Here is a 15,831-nt window from a genome sequence, read left to right on the forward strand (position 1 = left end):
TTATAACGAAGAGTTATATGTAAGCGTAATTAAAACTTTGCGCATTGGTCACGTTTTGCCTAAGTTAATTTCACAAAGTAATAATAATTAGAGCGTGTTAACCTTTTTTGCTTATTTTTACAGCAAGAAAACCGAGTAAAGCAAACGACTCAACGAGTATGGACATTGATTGCCATTAACAATGTCCACTTAAGATAAAAACAAATGTTGGTTGAAAGCTGCCTTACAGGTTCGATTAAAAGACGTTTTACTCATTTTATTCTGCGTTGATAAACACTAGCTTAGTTCACTAGGCTAGTGTTTATCGCCTTGCCTAAAATGCTTTTAATTCGAATAAAAATTGACCATAAAAGGCTAACACGCTCTAATAAGTTATTGACATAACGATTTTAGCTACACCGTTTCAGGGAGCGTCTCATGAAAGCAAAATTATTATCATTATTCGTTGTGGGTGCCCTTTCCGTACCGGCATTTGCAGCAACACCTGCTAATACATTAATTGTGGTACAAGGGCTTGATGATATTGTCAGCCTTGATCCTGCTGAAAGTAATGAACTATCCAGTATTCAAACTGTACCTAGTTTATATCAACGCATTGTTCAACCTAATCGTGATAATCCAGAAATTAATGAACCGATTTTAGTTGAAAGCTGGCAAGCGAACCCTGAACAAAAAACAATCGTATTTAAAACTAAGCCAGATGCAAAATTTGCATCAGGTAACGCTGTACGTCCTGAAGATATTATCTTCTCTTATCAGCGTGCGATCACCATGAACAAATCACCTGCTTTTATTCTAAATGTGTTGGGTTGGAAAACGGATAACATTCATTCACTGCTGAAAAAAGTCAGTGATAATGAATTAGAAGTACGTTGGACTGCTGATGTCAGCCCCGATGTTGTGCTAAATATCCTTTCAACGCCAATTGCTTCTATTGTTGATGAAAAACTGGTTTCCGCTCATGTTAAAAATAATGACTTTGGGAATAGCTGGCTGAAGATGAATTCAGCAGGAAGTGGCGCATATAAAATGCGTGCTTATCAACCACGTCAAGCTATTGTGTTAGAAGCTAATCCACTTTCGCCAACTGGCGCACCTAAAATCGCAAATATTATTATTAAAAACGTACCTGATCCGGCATCACGACGTTTATTAATTGAAAAAGGTGATGCGGATATTGCGCGTGACTTAGGTACCGACCAAACAGCGGCTTTAGCGGGTAAAACTGGTATCAAAATTTTAGATATTCCTTCTGCTGAACAAGTTTATATGGCTTTTAATACCGCCAGTGGAAACCCAGCGCTGAGTAATCCCGCATTTTGGGAAGCATCTCGCTATTTAATTGACTACAAAGGCATTACTGAAGATTTAATGCGTGGTCAGTACTTTATTCACCAAAGCTTTTTACCTGTAGGTTTACCGGGTGCATTAAAAGATAATCCATTCACTTTTGATCCCGAAAAAGCCAAAGCAATTTTAGCTAAAGCGGGTATTACTAATGCACGCTTTACATTAGATGTTGAGAACAAAGTTCCTTACATCACTGTGGCGCAATCTATTCAAGCAAGCTTCGCTCAAGCGGGTGTACAAGTTGATTTATTACCTGCGGCTGGTAGCCAAGTGTATAGCCGTGTACGCGCTAAACAACATCAAGCAGCCATTCGTTTTTGGATCCCTGATTATTTTGATGCGCACTCAAATGCCAGTGCCTTCGCTTATAATGATGGACAATCCAATACTGTGGCTTGGTTAAATGGCTGGAAAATTCCGGAATTAAGCCAGCAGACATTGTCTGCACTTAATGAAGCGGACAAAACAAAACGCCAATCGCTCTATACTGAAATGCAAAAAGAGTTACAGCGTAGTTCACCTTATGTGTTTATTGACCAAGGTAAAAACCAGATAGTCATGCGTGATAACGTCAACGGTTATGCGCAAGGCCTAAATGCAGATATGGTCTATTATGACAAAGTAACTAAGTAATATTTTTCCTGAAACCACCCACAGTCATGTTACTGTGGGTGGTCTAATTTTTGCCATTTCACTAGGCTATTGCTGTATGAATACTGCTATGACGTTACCTATTCGTCTAAAAGGTCAGTTAATTACCTTTGCTCAAGGAATATTGACTCTGGTGCTGACTCTTTTAGGGCTTCTTGTCATCACTTTTACGCTTTCTGCTCTTTCACCGGTTGATCCCGTCTTACAAATTGTTGGTGATCACGCAAGCCTCGAAACCTATAACCAAGTAAAACATGAATTAGGGCTAGATTTACCTATCTACATGCAGTTTTTTCATTATGTAGAAGCGCTGTTACAAGGGCATTTAGGTACAGCAACATCAACAGGCCAACCTGTTCTCGATGATTTATTAGCAACTTTTCCCGCTACATTAGAATTAGCCACTGTTGCATTACTGATTGGTGCCAGTCTTGGTATTTTCTTCGGTGTTTTATGTGCGCGTTTTGTGGGAACACCTCTCGATTTTATTTTGCGAATTCTGACGCTATTAGGCAGCTCAGTCCCTATTTTCTGGCTAGGTTTGATTCTGCTATTGCTTTTCTATGCCACATTACAATGGACGGCAGGCCCCGGACGATTAGACGATATTTATCAATTCACCATCGAACCTGTAACAGGTTTTGCACTAATTGATACGTTATTAGCTGGCGATAAAGATGCTTTTTTTAATGCGATATCTCACCTTATTTTACCGGTTTCTTTATTAGCTTATTTTGCCCTTGCTTCTATTACTCGCTTAACTCGTTCAGCCTGTTTAAACGAAATGAATAAAGAGTATGTCACGTTAGCAAGAGCAAAAGGTATTGGTGAGTTGCGTATTCTTTTTTATCACGTACTGCCTAATATTCGTGGTGTCTTAATGACCATTATCGCCTTGTCTTACACTGGCATGTTAGAAGGTGCCGTATTAACAGAAACTGTCTTTTCTTGGCCGGGAATTGGTCGATATCTCACAACAGCGCTTTTTGCGGGTGATACCACAGCCATTATGGGCGGTACTTTAATTATCGGTTTATGCTTTGTCTTTATTAATAATATGACCGATATCGTTATTCGTTTGACTGATCCGAGGCTCCGCTAATGTCATTTCCATTTTTAAGAAAAATAGCGCGTTCGCCTTCCGCATTTATCGGTTTATCGTTGCTTATTGCCCTGTTAATTATTGCTATTTTTGCACCTTGGTTAGCTCCTTACGATCCGAATTGGCAACATGCTGCCCAACGTTTATTAGCACCTAATGCTGAACATTGGTTAGGCACAGATAATTACGGACGCGATATTCTTTCTCGTCTTATCTATGGTACTCGCCCAATGCTGGGTTTAGTGGGGCTGGTGGCGCTTATTACGCTACCTTTAGGATTATTAATTGGGATTTTATCTGGGTATTACGGTGGTTGGACTGAGCGTATTTTAATGCGATTCACTGATATTGTGATGTCGATGCCTTCTCTTATTCTCGCCTTCGCCTTTGTCGCAATGTTGGGGCCCGGTCTGCTAAATGGTGCATTAGCACTGGCTTTAACGGCATGGCCGGCTTATGCACGACAATCTCGTAGTGAAATTCAGCATTTACGCAATAGTGATTATCTTGCTGCTGCCGAAATGATGGGAATTAAAGGTATTCGACTGTTATGGGGACATATCTTACCACTATGTTTACCGTCAGCCATTGTACGTTTAGCGCTGAACTTAGCCGTGATTATTCTCGCAGCAGCCGGATTGGGCTTCCTTGGATTAGGTGCACGCCCACCGATGGCGGAATGGGGAGCGATGATCGCAGAAGGTATGCCCGTTATTTTTGATCAATGGTGGGTTGCGGCTATTCCGGGCACGGCAATTTTAATCAGCAGTTTGGCATTTAATTTATTGGGTGATGGATTACGTGATGTATTGGGAGATACCCATGAATAAAACACCGTTAATTGAGGTAAACAACCTCTGTATCGACTTTCCAAAGGCGAGAGTTGTCAATAATGTCTCTTTTACTTTGGGGCAAGAACGTTTGGCGGTTGTTGGTGAATCTGGCTCTGGCAAATCAATGACCGCTCGCGCATTAATGGGGCTTGTTCGTCAACCGGGAAAAGTCAGTGCAGAGACACTCAATTTACAGGGAAATAATCTATTAGATTTTTCGTCTCGCCAATGGAATAACATTCGTGGTAATACGATTTCAATGGTATTACAAGATCCTCGCTATGCATTAAATCCTGTAAAAACCATTTATCAGCAAGTAGAAGAGACCGTAAAACAACATCAAAAGCTTTCACGCCAAGACAGGCGTCAACTTATCATCGATACTCTGCTGTCTGTCGGATTACCTGAACAAAATATTTATCGTTATCCCGGTGAATTATCAGGTGGTATGGGGCAACGAGCGATGATAGCTATTGCGCTAATTAATAACCCTACTATTTTAATTGCTGATGAACCGACATCTGCACTTGATGCTCAGCTTCGCCATCAAATTCTTGAACTGATCACCACTCAATGTGAACAACGTAACATGGGCTTATTACTGATTAGCCATGACTTACCCCTTGTTGCTGAGTATTGCGAGCGCGTAATGGTGATGTATCAAGGCGAGCAAGTTGATGAACTCGATGCTAAAGCGTTACCGACTGCCACACATCCTTATACTCGTACTCTTTGGACATGTAGACCTAATGCAAGCACTTATGGCACTCAATTGCCCGTATTAGATAGAACGCTTAATTTTAAGGGGCTACATTATGCTAATTGATATTCATGATTTACATGTTCAATTCGAACAAGGCAAACAAGCAAAGCACGTTGTAAAAGGGATCAATCTACATGTTCAACAAGGCGAAACCTTCAGTTTAATTGGTCGTTCTGGTTGTGGAAAATCGACTGTTTTGCGCGTGATAGCAGGATTATTGCCAAATTGGCAAGGTGATATATCGCTTCTAGGGCAAACAATTAAACCTCAACAACGTTTTCATGGAACATTACGCCGTAATATACAAATGGTATTTCAAGATCCCTACGCCTCTTTACACCCTCAACACCGTATTGAACGTGCGTTTTCTGAACCTTTAAAAATTCACCAAATTCCTTTTGATAAAGAGACAATTGAGCAAGCATTAGCCCAAGTTGGTTTGCCTGCCGATGTGACGAGTCGTTATCCTCATCAACTTTCGGGTGGACAACGTCAACGCGTCGCCATTGCAAGAGCCCTTTTATTGCAACCTCAACTATTACTGTTAGATGAACCAACTTCAGCGCTAGATATGTCAGTGCAAGCCGAGATCTTAAACCTGCTTAACACGCTGAAAAAACAACATAATATGACTTATTTACTTGTCAGCCATGATGCTGATGTTATCGCACATATGTCGGATAGAGCGGCATTAATGGAAAATGGTGAATTGACACAACATTATGATCGAGATGCGTTATCAAAAGGAATACATCGTCTCGATTGAGATAAAAGAGAATAAATAAAAGAAAGGAACCGAGCAGTATTACGTTATTAATACTGCTCTTTTTAATAGTACTGTTTAGTCGTACCGTTTTTTAAGTATTCTGCGCTGTGTTTAAACTAATAAGCCCGGGAAAATAGAACGTAATCCGGTCACAATAAATTCAATACCTAACGACATTAATAATAAGCCCATTATACGCGTAACCACGTTAATGCCAGTTTGCCCTAAATATTTCACTAAAAGTGTTGCGCTGCGAAACAGCAACCAACAACAAAATGCAAAAAAGATACTGGTTGCAGCTAATCCTAAGAAGTTAGTAAAACCTTCCCAACGAGAACTCCACACAATACAAGAACTGATTGCTCCGGGTCCTGCCATTAATGGTAATGCTAAAGGCACAACAGCAACACTATTACGTACTGCGGATTCGTTTCGTTCTTGATTGTTTTGTTTATCTTCTCCTAAACGCCCATTTATCATGGTCATTGCAATAGTAACAATCAGCATTCCCCCTGCTATACGAAACGAGTCGATAGAAATACCGAAAATGCTCAGTATAGAATCACCGATTAGCAGAGAAGAAACTAAAATAATTGCAACGGAGCCATTCGCAATTAAGTTTGTTTTGTTACGCCCTGCATCAGTTTGATAACTCGTCATACTGATAAAAACAGGCAAAATACCAATTGGGTTTACAATCGCAAAAAGACCGACAAAAAATTTAATATAACCGGATAAATCCAGCAGTGACCCCATGAAAAGCCCCTTCTTGGCTAATAAACATGCGAATTATTCTATAAAAGATAGAGTAACTCCAAAAAATGCGCGTTACTTTAAATCAATAAACCAGTTAATTCTATTAGTTAACAAGTTTTTACCTAAAATATTCTCTTGTAAACCGATCAAAACCTAGTGGTTTAATTTTATATCGAAATAAACTGTACGACAAAAAAATCGTTGAACATTTATTACATATAAGAATCATTCTCATAAATAGCTTTGCTGAAAGGTGTCAGCTTGCCAATTTTGTGATATAAATCACGTTAATTAATTAGAAAGATGGTAAGCTGTTATCATTCGAAGAAAGAGGGTTACTTCGAAAATATATTTGTCTTTATTATTGTTTTTTTTAAGTTTTTTAAGCAAATTATGCCCTCTAATAATTATTACTGAAATAAGCACACTATCATCTATCTAGGCTATTCTTATTAGTTATGATGAAAACGGCTAATTTGCTTAAAAAATTTAACATTTTATCAGGAGTCTCTTTATGTCTGTAACTAACGTTACTGAACTCAATGATTTGGTTGCTCGTGTAAAAAAAGCTCAACGTGAATTTGCTAACTTCTCTCAAGAACAAGTTGATGCCATTTTCCGTGCTGCTGCATTAGCTGCCGCTGATGCTCGTATTCCTCTTGCAAAATTGGCTGTTAAAGAGTCTGGTATGGGTATCATTGAAGATAAAGTGATTAAAAACCACTTCGCTTCTGAGTATATCTACAATGCGTATAAAGACGAAAAAACCTGCGGGATCTTATCTGAAGATCTGACTTATGGCACAATGACCATCGCTGAACCTATTGGGATCATCTGTGGTATCGTACCAACAACTAACCCAACTTCTACTGCGATTTTTAAAGCATTAATTAGCTTAAAAACACGTAATGGTATTATCTTCTCTCCACACCCTCGTGCAAAAGAAGCAACAAACCGTGCTGCTGAAATCGTCTTAAATGCAGCTATCGCAGCAGGCGCACCAAAAGATATTATCGGTTGGATTGATGAGCCTTCAGTCGCTCTATCTAACGCATTAATGCACCATGATGATATTAACCTGATCTTAGCGACAGGTGGTCCAGGCATGGTTAAAGCCGCGTATAGTTCGGGTAAACCCGCTATCGGTGTTGGTGCAGGTAATACGCCAGTTGTTATTGATGACTCTGCTGATATCAAACGTGCAGTAGCTTCAATCTTAATGTCTAAAACTTTCGATAACGGTGTAATTTGTGCATCAGAGCAATCTGTTATCGTTGTTGACAGCATTTATAAACAAGTTCGTGAGCGTTTCTCTACTCACGGCGGTTACATGCTGACAGGTAAAGAATTAAAAGCTGTTCAAGATATCATTTTAAAAGACGGTAACTTAAACGCAGCCATTGTGGGTCAACCTGCAACAAAAATTGCTGAAATGGCTGGCATTGAAGTACCCGTAAATACCAAAATTTTAATTGGTGAAGTAAAAGAAACAACAGAAGCTGAGCCGTTTGCTCACGAAAAATTATCTCCACTATTAGCAATGTATCATGCTCAATCATTTGAAGATGCCGTGCTAAAAGCTGAAAAATTAGTTGAGATGGGTGGTATCGGTCATACTTCTTGCTTATATACAGACCAAGATAACTGCCCTGAACATGTTGCCTACTTCGGCGACAAGATGAAAACATCTCGTATTTTAATCAATACTCCAGCATCTCAAGGTGGTATTGGTGACTTATACAACTTTAAACTTGCTCCTTCTCTAACATTAGGTTGTGGTTCATGGGGTGGTAACTCCATATCTGAAAACGTAGGGCCAAAACACCTTATCAACACTAAAACCGTGGCGAAAAGAGCAGAGAATATGTTGTGGCATAAACTTCCTAAATCTATTTACTTCCGCCGTGGTTGTTTACCTATCGCACTGGAAGAGATTGCGACTGATGGTAAAAAACGTGCCTTTATCGTGACCGATGGTTTCTTATTCAACAATGGTTATGTTGATGAAGTCACTCGTGTACTGAAAAAATTCGGTGTTGAAACAGAAGTCTTCTTTGAAGTTGAAGCAGATCCAACATTAAGCGTTGTGCGTAAAGGCGCAGAACAGATGAACAGCTTTAAACCTGACGTGATCATCGCATTAGGTGGTGGTTCACCAATGGATGCTGCAAAAATCATGTGGGTTATGTATGAGCACCCAGAAACTCATTTCGAAGAATTAGCATTACGCTTTATGGATATCCGTAAACGTATTTACAAATTCCCGAAAATGGGTGTGAAAGCACAAATGGTTGCTATCACAACAACATCAGGTACAGGCTCTGAAGTAACACCATTTGCAGTAGTAACTGATGATGAAACAGGTCAGAAATATCCATTAGCAGACTATGCATTAACACCAGATATGGCTATCGTTGATGCAAACCTTGTTATGAATATGCCTAAATCTCTGTGTGCATTTGGTGGTTTAGATGCTGTAACTCACGCATTAGAAGCTTACGTTTCTGTATTAGCGAACGAATATTCTGATGGACAAGCACTGCAAGCATTAAAATTACTGAAAGAATATCTGCCTGCAAGTTATCATGAAGGTGCTAAAAACCCTGTTGCTCGTGAGCGTGTTCATAATGCTGCAACTATTGCAGGTATCGCTTTTGCTAACGCATTCTTGGGTGTTTGTCACTCAATGGCGCATAAATTAGGCTCTGAGTTCCATATTCCTCACGGTTTAGCTAATGCGTTATTAATTTCAAACGTTATTCGTTACAACGCTAATGACAACCCAACAAAACAAACTGCATTTAGCCAATACGACCGTCCTCAAGCACGTCGTCGTTATGCAGAAATTGCTGACCACTTAGAACTTTCAGCACCGGGTGACCGTACTGCTGCTAAAATTGAGAAATTATTAGCTTGGTTAGAAGAAATGAAATCTTCATTAGGTATTCCATCTTCTATTCGTGAAGCAGGCGTCCAAGAAAGTGATTTCTTAGAAAGAGTTGATAAATTATCTGAAGATGCATTTGACGATCAGTGTACTGGTGCTAACCCACGTTACCCACTGATCTCTGAACTAAAACAACTGTTATTAGATTCTTACTACGGTCGTGAATTTAATGAACATCCCGTTGTTGAAGTGAAAGAAGAGACAAAACCTGCTAAAAAAAGCAGTAAAAAATAATCGAAACACGCTGTGTTAGTGTGATCCTCAATATTTCGATTATTTGTTCTTAAATAAAAACCCAGTCCTATGGCTGGGTTTTCTTATGGCTTATTATTTATCTATATACATTTCGCTACTGATTTTTAAGATTGAGGAATATGGCGAGGTAAGTCACTATTTAGTCACAAATAATAAGTATTTACACTTAGTTGATAGGTTCAATTTTTACTATAAAAATAGTGCCTGCCTTTATATGTTTATAATTGGCTCTAAAAAAGGCGTTGAGCTACTTATCTCTTAAGTTACATCATTGCATTACCACATTATAAAAAGTGTCTTGTGAGCGATTACAGGGCTTGTCAAACTCCTCTCCTCTTTCATTAGTTGGTATAATTATTTCACTCTTACCTTATTCCCTTCATAAAATGACTATAACGAAATGTTATTTGAAACCATTGTGTTTGCGTTACGATTTGCAATCGTACTTTTATTCTTATCTGATAAAAAATAAATAGACTTAATCACATTGATTATTAATTAGTGATCAAAATATAGAAATCTAAATATTTTATATCTCTAGTTATCTTGGATTTATAAGAAACATAGTTTCAATAAAATATTATCAAAATGAGGTTTGTTATCTTGAGTCTGCTAAAGTAATAGCGTAATAAAGGTCGCTATTTGTGCATTCCACTTAGAAATTACTCCTTTAGGAGTATGAAAGGAGCCTGTTTATCCGTATTAACTGGCATACAGCGAAGTGTTTTATTTATTCAATAACAACTTGAGCATCCCATAATCAGCATCTATAAAACCCGATATAAATGTTTCATTATACCAACCATAGATAAAAGAAATATTTCTTAGTATTTTATGACTATCTTTATTCAATTTTATTAAACTATGAATAATATAAATGCATCAAATGTCTCTTTCTCTTATCATTTGTAAAAAACAATATCGACATCACAAAACAAACACCTTACGTATATTTGATTATGTCTTTTTTGATTAATGATAATGAAATCGATGAAATAAATAAATTTTCCCATAAAAAATAACATATCTTCACAGAAGAAAATCAACCGCACTGCAATTTGATATAAAAAAAGCCAATAAATTGGCTAAAATTTAAAAATATATAAACATTTTTTAGTATTATGTAATATAACACTTTATTTGAATTCTTATTTCATCCCCCTCTTTCACTCTGACAAATTAGTAAAAGAGGGAAAATGAAAAGGTTACTCTTGTTCAATACACCCTTTTAGTGTTGCCTGTGTATAATGCTTACGGCAGACTGAAACATATTTTTCATTTCCACCAATTTCAACTTGAGCACCATCACTCAGTACATTTCCTTTATCATCTAAGCGTAATACTTTATTCGCCTTTCTACCGCAGTAACATACTGTTTTAAGTTCTACGAGTTTATCAGCCCATGCTAATAAATAAGCACTACCAGTAAATAACTCACCTCTAAAATCCGTTCTTAGCCCATATGTGAGAACGGGAATATCATAGGTATCCGTTATTTCGCAAAGTTGTTCAACATGTGCCTTACTTAAAAATTGGCACTCATCAATCAATACACAGTGAATAGGCTGTTTGTTATGCTCAGCAACAATAACGTCACGAATATTCATATCATCACTAAAGAGTAATGCATCCGCACTTAATCCTATTCTTGAGCTAATCTTTCCCTTTGCAAAGCGTGTATCAATAGCCGCAGTAAAAATCAATGTGCGCATTCCTCGTTCATTATAGTTATAAGAGGATTGCAATAAAGATGTTGATTTTCCAGCATTCATGGCTGAATAATAAAAGTAAAGCTGAGCCATCAGCTCTCTCCTTAAATAGCGTTTATTTTCACGAGCGACAGTCTAACATAAACAATCTACAAGTTATCCATAACAAATATTTATTACCTTTATTTCTATTCTAGATATACCGCCGAAAGATGAAGTTCGTTGTTAATGCTAATTTTTGCTTAAAAAATAAATAGCTTTAATAAGTACTTAACATATTAAAACACACCTTGATATACCTTTATTAAAGTATGAAAGTTAGTCCGATTCCATTTTTAGAAAAAAGTCCGTTATTATAAAAAAATGAACAAAGCTTTCTATTCTTTAGCATTAGCGCTATCATCAGTTAAAAGATGCATTTCCTTACTAATATTTCCTTTATTGACTAAAGATGCCTCAACTTTTATTATTTTTTTCGTTGAGATATTAGTTTAAAAAAAAGAAATTTTACGTAAGGTTTGTATTTAGGTATTGCAGAAATTTAAATAGCAATCTATTATTAGTATTACATCAGCCAACAACATTTATTTGAGACCAGGAAAATGAGCGAATCTTTAAAAATATTAAATAACATCCGTACTCTCCGCGCACAAGCAAGAGAAACTTCTTTAGAAACTTTAGAAGAAATGCTGGAGAAACTCGAAGTTGTCGTTAATGAGCGTCGTGAAGAATTCTCATTAGAAAAAGCAGCTGAAGAAGAACGTGTTCAGAAATTACAAAAATACCGTGAAATGTTAGAAGAAGCCGGTATTGATCCAACAGACTTACTTGAAGCAAGTGCTGTTAATAAAACTGGCCGTGCTAAACGCGCAGCTCGCCCAGCTAAATACTCTTACGTTGATGAAAATGGTGAAACTAAAACTTGGACAGGCCAAGGTCGTACACCAGCTGTAATCAAACGTGCTATTGATGAAGAAGGCAAATCATTAGACGATTTCCTGCTGTAATTTAAGTCAATACTCTATTTGAAATACCCTTTTAATTATTTAAAAGGGTATTTTCTTGTTTACCTCATTTAATTTAAACAAGCGTTTAATTTTAATAGTGCTGATGTTGTTTGTATTAGATGTAGGTAAGCAAAAATAAAAAATGTAATAACTACGTTATTTATTTTTATTTATAATGAAAAAGGAGCTTTTATAGCTCCTTTTTTCTTTGATTTAATTAAACTAATATTATTAATTTTTATAATAACTTAAATACCAATCAACAAACTGTTTTACGCCATATTCTACTTCTGTATTCGGCGAAAAACCAATTGTCTCAGACAAATCTTGGCAATCAGCACAAGTAGAAAGAACATCACCGTCTTGCATCGGCATTAAATTCAATTTAGCTTTAATATTGAGTGATTTTTCTATCGCTTCAATAAATGCCATCAATTTAGTCGGTTGCCCATTACCCACATTATAGATTTTATAAGGTGCAGAACTTGACGATGTTTCACCTTTTTCTACTGTCCAGTTTTCATCTGCTTCAGGTATAACATTAACTAATCGAACTACTGATCCCACAATATCATCAACATAAGTGAAATCACGTGTCATATTGCCACCGTTATAAACATCAATAGGTTCACCAGCTAACATTGCTTTAGTGAACTTAAATAATGCCATGTCAGGGCGACCCCAAGGGCCATATACCGTGAAGAAACGTAATCCAGTTGTCGGTAATTGATATAGATGTGAATAACTATGAGACATTAACTCATTAGCTTTCTTTGTTGCTGCATATAATGAAACTGGATGATCAACACTATCTTCTGTTGAGAAAGGCTGTTTCTGATTTAAACCATAAACAGAGCTTGAAGATGAGTAGATAAGATGTCCAACTTTATTATGGCGACATCCTTCTAATATATTAATATGACCAACGATATTCGCATCAATATATGCCATTGGATTTTCAATCGAGTAGCGAACACCCGGTTGAGCCGCTAAATGAATAACTCGGTCAAATTGGTGTGATGCAAATAATTGAGCCACTTTTACTGAGTCAACAATATCAAGTTTCTCAAAATGGAAATTTTCTAGCTGTTGTAATTTAGCTAATCGAGCTTCTTTTAAGCGCACATCATAATAATCATTAAGGTTATCTATTCCGACAACATGATAACCCATTTCGATTAAACGCTGACTCATATGATAGCCAATAAAACCCGCAGCACCTGTTACCAATATTTTCATATTATCACTCAAATAACCCAATAATTTATTTTTATGTCAACGCTATCATGCTTAATATCACCTTGATTAAACATCATAACGCTTAACATCGTCATACATTACAGAAATCAACATGGCTCAATACTAAATGCATTGAGCCATACCTTAATCTCTTACAATCGCTTTATCTAGCTTTTCCCATAAAATAATCAGCTTATTACGCAGCGTGCATTTACAGGAATTATACAATGAGATTAACCATATAAATGATTATTAATAAACTTTATATCACTGTATCTTTAATGATTTTAGCCATTGTGCAAAATCTTCGCCAAACTCTTCGTGCTGTATTCCGTACTCTACGAAGGCTTTCATATATCCTAGTTTATTACCACAATCGTGGCTTTTCCCTTGTAGGTGATAAGCTTCAACAGGTTCTTTTTCAATCAGCATTGCGATCGCATCAGTTAACTGAATTTCATCTCCGGCACCCGGTGCGGTTTTCGCTAATAATGGCCAAATACTTTCAGATAACACATAACGCCCTACGATAGATAAATTCGAAGGAGCTTCTTCTTTCTTAGGCTTTTCAACAACACGAGTAATTGGTTTACTATCACCTGGACATAAATTTTCGCCCATGCAATCAACAATACCATAATTAGAGACTTCATCTTCAGGAACAGGTTCAACAAGGATTTGACTTGCGCCTGAACGTTCAAAATGAGAAAGCATCTCTCTTAAGTTAACTTTTGTTAAATCCGCACTGTATCTATCTAAAATAACATCAGGCAGGATAACAGCGAAAGGTTCATCACCAATTAGTGGCTTAGCACATAAAATGGCATGACCTAATCCTTTTGCTATTCCCTGACGAGTTTGCATAATAGTGACATGGCTTGGACAAATGCCTTGTACTTCTTCTAATAACTGACGTTTTACTCGTTTTTCTAAAATCGCTTCTAATTCAAAACTCGTATCAAAATGGTTTTCAATTGAATTTTTAGATGAATGTGTAACAAGCACAATTTCATTAATACCTGCTGCAATACATTCATTCACTACATATTGAATAAGAGGCTTATCAACCACAGGCAACATCTCTTTTGGAATTGCCTTGGTTGCAGGTAGCATTCTTGTGCCTAATCCAGCAACAGGGATCACCGCTTTTCTAACTTTACGCACTGCTGATGACATTATACTTCTCCTGCAATTCGTACCGTTCTACTTTCAAATGTGAATGGGTACAATTAAAAATAATCGCCAGAGTATACCAGCTAATATCTAAGGATAAACAGAGCCCTACCCGTTAATTGAGATAGTTCTTCATTTATGTTTAATATATGCACGATATTCTGTTTTTATTTAATCTAAATTTAACTTTTATAGATAGGGGAAAACATTAATTTAATCTGATTTGTGTTATCCCAAATTTTACATTGCCAATTTGTTCCCTCGCATTTTACTTGATTAATATATAAAAGTTGCAACGTACCTAAAGGGACACCACTATTTAATTCGAATTTTTTACTTTCTGTTTTTATTTCAGCTTTTAAACCTGCTGATGCTAATAGTATATTTTTTTTCTGAGTATGATAATAACCGAGTGTAATAGGAAATTGCCCTTTTACTCCAATCTCATTAAGCATTTTATTTAGTTTATTCAACATATTATACATACTTGGCAAAGATCGCACTTTTTCTGATGACTTTAATACATCATTAAAAACAACCCGTAAGAGTAAAGCAACCAAAAGCCCATTTTCATCATCTCTTGATATATCGACACAATAGAAAATAATTTGATCTTCTGATAAAGCCGCAATATCAAATAATAAACCCATTTTAGCGATATCATTTAATTGGCGATAATTAACGCAATATCCCGCAACAACTTGCTTAACCTGAGGTTGCATCTGTTTTATGAACGACTGAATATAATGGGTATCTTTTCGTAAGCTATTCCAAAGTGGTTCTAAATGTATACCTTCTATTAATACTGATTCAAAAAATCCAGGGCATAATACTTCAATGACTTTTTGTTTTAATTTATCAAGATGTGTTATTGGCTTAAGGAAAATCTCTTGTGCCCCTAAACGCAACATATCATCTATCTCAGCCATATTATCTGTACATGAAATAGCAATAACAGGAATAGCCAATTTTCGTTGTTCAAGATGACACAAAAAAGTGGGTCCATTCATTACTGGCATACGGATATCACATAAAATAAGATCAGGGAGCAATCCTCCCTCTAATAAAGATAATGCTTGGCTGCCATTATCAGTTGTATAGACACAAGCCTTCTCATGTGAGAAATATTCCGTCAACATGGTACGAAAAACGACCTCATCATCAATTATTAAGATTTTTTTACCCACTAAGGCTTTGTTCATTGGTGACTCCGGTAACTATCGTTTCACATGCTGATTAATTAGCGCTACATTATTAGTTTAGTTCAACATTGACGTTAA

The 15,831-nt window shown here is 36.7% G+C and carries 12 protein-coding genes; 7 read left to right on the forward strand and 5 right to left on the reverse strand.

The window, feature by feature from the left end:
• Nucleotides 1–417 precede the first annotated feature (417 nt).
• The 5 genes from D7029_RS10495 to D7029_RS10515 all read left to right on the forward strand — a co-directional run bounded on the left by D7029_RS10495 (nt 418) and on the right by D7029_RS10515 (nt 5,465).
• Nucleotides 418–1,983, forward strand: a complete 1,566-nt coding sequence (locus D7029_RS10495) for an ABC transporter substrate-binding protein (protein ID WP_194950635.1) — start codon at nt 418–420, stop codon at nt 1,981–1,983.
• Between the two features lie 76 nt (nt 1,984–2,059).
• Complete coding sequence (locus D7029_RS10500) at nt 2,060–3,103, forward strand: ABC transporter permease (protein WP_194950636.1); 1,044 nt, start codon at nt 2,060–2,062, stop codon at nt 3,101–3,103.
• Nucleotides 3,103–3,933, forward strand: a complete 831-nt coding sequence (locus D7029_RS10505; RefSeq protein ID WP_194950637.1) for an ABC transporter permease — start codon at nt 3,103–3,105, stop codon at nt 3,931–3,933. The genes D7029_RS10500 and D7029_RS10505 overlap by 1 nt, the downstream gene beginning before the upstream one ends.
• Entirely contained in the window at nt 3,926–4,762 is an 837-nt protein-coding gene (locus D7029_RS10510; protein ID WP_194950638.1) for an ABC transporter ATP-binding protein, read from the forward strand. Before D7029_RS10505 ends, D7029_RS10510 begins: the two co-directional genes overlap by 8 nt.
• Nucleotides 4,749–5,465, forward strand: a complete 717-nt coding sequence (locus D7029_RS10515) for an ABC transporter ATP-binding protein (RefSeq protein WP_194952635.1) — start codon at nt 4,749–4,751, stop codon at nt 5,463–5,465. Before D7029_RS10510 ends, D7029_RS10515 begins: the two co-directional genes overlap by 14 nt.
• 111 nt (nt 5,466–5,576) lie before the next feature.
• Here D7029_RS10515 and D7029_RS10520 read toward each other — a convergent pair whose 3' ends face one another.
• Entirely contained in the window at nt 5,577–6,221 is a 645-nt protein-coding gene (locus D7029_RS10520) for a YchE family NAAT transporter (protein ID WP_088495370.1), read from the reverse strand.
• A 514-nt stretch (nt 6,222–6,735) separates the two neighbouring features.
• Here D7029_RS10520 and adhE point away from each other — a divergent pair.
• Nucleotides 6,736–9,402 (forward strand): bifunctional acetaldehyde-CoA/alcohol dehydrogenase, encoded by a 2,667-nt coding sequence (gene adhE, locus D7029_RS10525; RefSeq protein ID WP_194950639.1) that lies wholly within the window; start codon nt 6,736–6,738, stop codon nt 9,400–9,402.
• Nucleotides 9,403–10,628: 1,226 nt separating this feature from the next.
• Here adhE and D7029_RS10530 read toward each other — a convergent pair.
• Nucleotides 10,629–11,225, reverse strand: a complete 597-nt coding sequence (locus D7029_RS10530) for a thymidine kinase (RefSeq protein WP_023581977.1) — start codon at nt 11,223–11,225, stop codon at nt 10,629–10,631.
• A gap of 509 nt (nt 11,226–11,734) precedes the next feature.
• Here D7029_RS10530 and hns point away from each other — a divergent pair.
• Nucleotides 11,735–12,139: a histone-like nucleoid-structuring protein H-NS gene (gene hns / locus D7029_RS10535; protein ID WP_088495367.1), complete on the forward strand. Its 405-nt coding sequence runs from the start codon at nt 11,735–11,737 to the stop codon at nt 12,137–12,139.
• A 231-nt stretch (nt 12,140–12,370) separates the two neighbouring features.
• On the opposite strand, the gene D7029_RS10540 is transcribed toward hns, so the two are convergent.
• From D7029_RS10540 to rssB, 3 genes are all read right to left on the reverse strand, one after another.
• On the reverse strand, nt 12,371–13,378 hold the full coding sequence (locus D7029_RS10540; protein ID WP_194950640.1) for an NAD-dependent epimerase: 1,008 nt from the start codon (nt 13,376–13,378) through the stop codon (nt 12,371–12,373).
• Between the two features lie 267 nt (nt 13,379–13,645).
• The gene (gene galU / locus D7029_RS10545; RefSeq protein WP_194950641.1) at nt 13,646–14,554 is read right to left on the reverse strand and encodes a UTP--glucose-1-phosphate uridylyltransferase GalU; all 909 of its coding nucleotides are present in this window, start codon (nt 14,552–14,554) and stop codon (nt 13,646–13,648) included.
• 179 nt (nt 14,555–14,733) lie between these two features.
• Nucleotides 14,734–15,738: a two-component system response regulator RssB gene (gene rssB, locus D7029_RS10550; RefSeq protein ID WP_228766665.1), complete on the reverse strand. Its 1,005-nt coding sequence runs from the start codon at nt 15,736–15,738 to the stop codon at nt 14,734–14,736.
• Between the last annotated feature and the right edge of the window lie 93 nt (nt 15,739–15,831).

The sequence above is a fragment of the Proteus vulgaris genome, assembly GCF_016647575.1.
GTDB lineage: Bacteria > Pseudomonadota > Gammaproteobacteria > Enterobacterales > Enterobacteriaceae > Proteus > Proteus mirabilis_B.

Bases quoted from the DNA above. Each gene is read 5' to 3' on its own strand.
- D7029_RS10495 (WP_194950635.1), top strand. From the start codon at position 418: ATGAAAGCAAAATTATTATCATTATTCGTTGTGGGTGCCCTTTCCGTA.
- D7029_RS10500 (WP_194950636.1), top strand. From the start codon at position 2,060: ATGAATACTGCTATGACGTTACCTATTCGTCTAAAAGGTCAGTTAATT.
- D7029_RS10505 (WP_194950637.1), top strand. From the start codon at position 3,103: ATGTCATTTCCATTTTTAAGAAAAATAGCGCGTTCGCCTTCCGCATTT.
- D7029_RS10510 (WP_194950638.1), top strand. From the start codon at position 3,926: ATGAATAAAACACCGTTAATTGAGGTAAACAACCTCTGTATCGACTTT.
- D7029_RS10520 (WP_088495370.1), bottom strand. From the start codon at position 6,221: ATGGGGTCACTGCTGGATTTATCCGGTTATATTAAATTTTTTGTCGGT.
- adhE (WP_194950639.1), top strand. From the start codon at position 6,736: ATGTCTGTAACTAACGTTACTGAACTCAATGATTTGGTTGCTCGTGTA.
- D7029_RS10530 (WP_023581977.1), bottom strand. From the start codon at position 11,225: ATGGCTCAGCTTTACTTTTATTATTCAGCCATGAATGCTGGAAAATCA.
- hns (WP_088495367.1), top strand. From the start codon at position 11,735: ATGAGCGAATCTTTAAAAATATTAAATAACATCCGTACTCTCCGCGCA.
- D7029_RS10540 (WP_194950640.1), bottom strand. From the start codon at position 13,378: ATGAAAATATTGGTAACAGGTGCTGCGGGTTTTATTGGCTATCATATG.
- galU (WP_194950641.1), bottom strand. From the start codon at position 14,554: ATGTCATCAGCAGTGCGTAAAGTTAGAAAAGCGGTGATCCCTGTTGCT.